Origin of the sequence: Campylobacter concisus (assembly GCF_902460875.1) — a bacterium.
Classification (GTDB): domain Bacteria; phylum Campylobacterota; class Campylobacteria; order Campylobacterales; family Campylobacteraceae; genus Campylobacter_A; species Campylobacter_A concisus_AA.
On sequence record NZ_CABPVR010000014.1, the window covers coordinates 2,547 to 4,348 of the forward strand.

The 1,802-nt window shown below is 32.1% G+C and carries 1 protein-coding gene; it reads left to right on the top strand.

The genetic code is table 11. The features are described from left to right. Positions 1 to 36: 36 nt before the first annotated feature. Positions 37 to 1,802 (top strand): hypothetical protein (locus tag F3H01_RS09270; protein ID WP_188116374.1); only part of this gene is annotated, 1,766 nt, incomplete at its 3' end.

Below are 1,802 nucleotides of genomic sequence, written 5' to 3' on the forward strand. Positions count from 1 at the left end.
GTGCTAATATTTAGCAAAAATTTCCAAGGAAGTTTAATGCCTCTAACGCCCAGAAATGATGTAAATTTTAAAAGAAATTTAATAGATATCATAAAATTTTCATATGACAATGACATAAGCAGACCATTTATATCTAACAGCAAGTTACTTATTGGATATGGCTTTAGCCTAAAAGATGATATAGAACTTATTTGTGCTCAAATTTATAAAAACAACAAAGATAAAGTCATAAAAGATGTCAAGCGAGCTATCGCTAACACCACGAGTGCGACCACCATAGAAAAGATAAATACGGATGAACTTTTTAAAAAGATAAATGACGCCGCAAAAGAGGCTTATGCAAAGTCTGGAGGTGCCGATACTTTACCTGAGTTTGAATTTAGCTCAGAAGATCAGCTAAATGCCATCTTGGAGCAAAAGTTTACGCCGCTAATCCAAGAGATAAATCAAAAATTAAACAACTCTCCGCTTAAAAATTTACAAGCCGTTTCACTTACTTCAGATACACAAAACAGCCAAATTTCAAGAGAGCATGTCGCACTTTTAGCACTTCTTTATATCAGCAAAAAAAGTAATATTGATCCATCCCTAGCAAGCTATATCAAAAGCAAAAATCGTTTTAAGGCCTGGTTTTGGCTAGCATATGAGAGCTTTAGTGATGAAGCGAGCAATAAAATATCTCTTTTACGAGAAAAAATTTCAACTCAGTTTGGGCTTTATGAGAGTGATGAACAAAATATTAATTTTGCCGAGTGTATAGATATTTTTAGCCATTTAAATATATCCAAAGCAAAATATAAATCAAAAAATCAAAACAATAAAGAGATCATCCAAAACGTCACTCATTTAGAATTTATGAAGCTTCAAGAAAATGGATCAAATTTAAATGCATCAGATGTATCAAAGTGTGAGGCTTTATTTCAGCCATTTGTTAATAAGATAAATTCTTTATTAAGCACTCAAAGTACAAAGACCTTTAGCCTTGAAAACATATACTGCGTAAATTTAATCAGCTCAAATGCTTCAAACACTTCAAGAATAAATAAGCTCTTAAGGCAAAGAGAGGAGGAATTTTACAAACAAGAAAATATACTCTTGCTATGTCCAAGGAAAATGACAACTCCTATTAGAGTCTTTCAGCCTAAAAAGAGCGAATTTACCGTCGTGCTAGCTAGTCAGACTCCATTTGATTGCAGTGAACTAAACCCAAAAGAGCTAAATTCTAGTAGGCCAAACTATGGCAAGGTAAATTTATGTGAGCTAATACTTACTGACTTTAAATTTGACTCTTACGAAGATAGTAAAAATGAAGAGATAAAATTTAAAAATGCAAAGAGCAAAGATACGGTAATACTCTATCAAGAAAACAAAAATGAGGAAGATAAGATAAATGGTGCCACCTTTACTAGTATAAAGCAAAATAGTGATGATATAGAGTATAAACTAGAAGATGGCATTATAAGCATGAAGTACTTTGAAGACCAAACGTCCAAAAACAAACACCTAAATTTCTCTTTATTAAATTTTGCTAAAGAGAACAACTTTACCCTAAGAGATGATAAAGACTCAGCTATGTTTGATATAAAGCTTCGTCTAGCTCATGGCAACAATGTAGTGCCTACATCAGCATCAAGTTCAGGTCTTACTCTTACAATAAACAATCTCATCATTGAAAACGAAGATGGTAAGGTAAGTGAAGATATAGATAAGATATATCTTCATCACTGCTTTGATAAAAGTATATATGAGAGTATATCTTTAGTAAAAAATGAAGACTCAGATATTAAAAACTCATATACAGC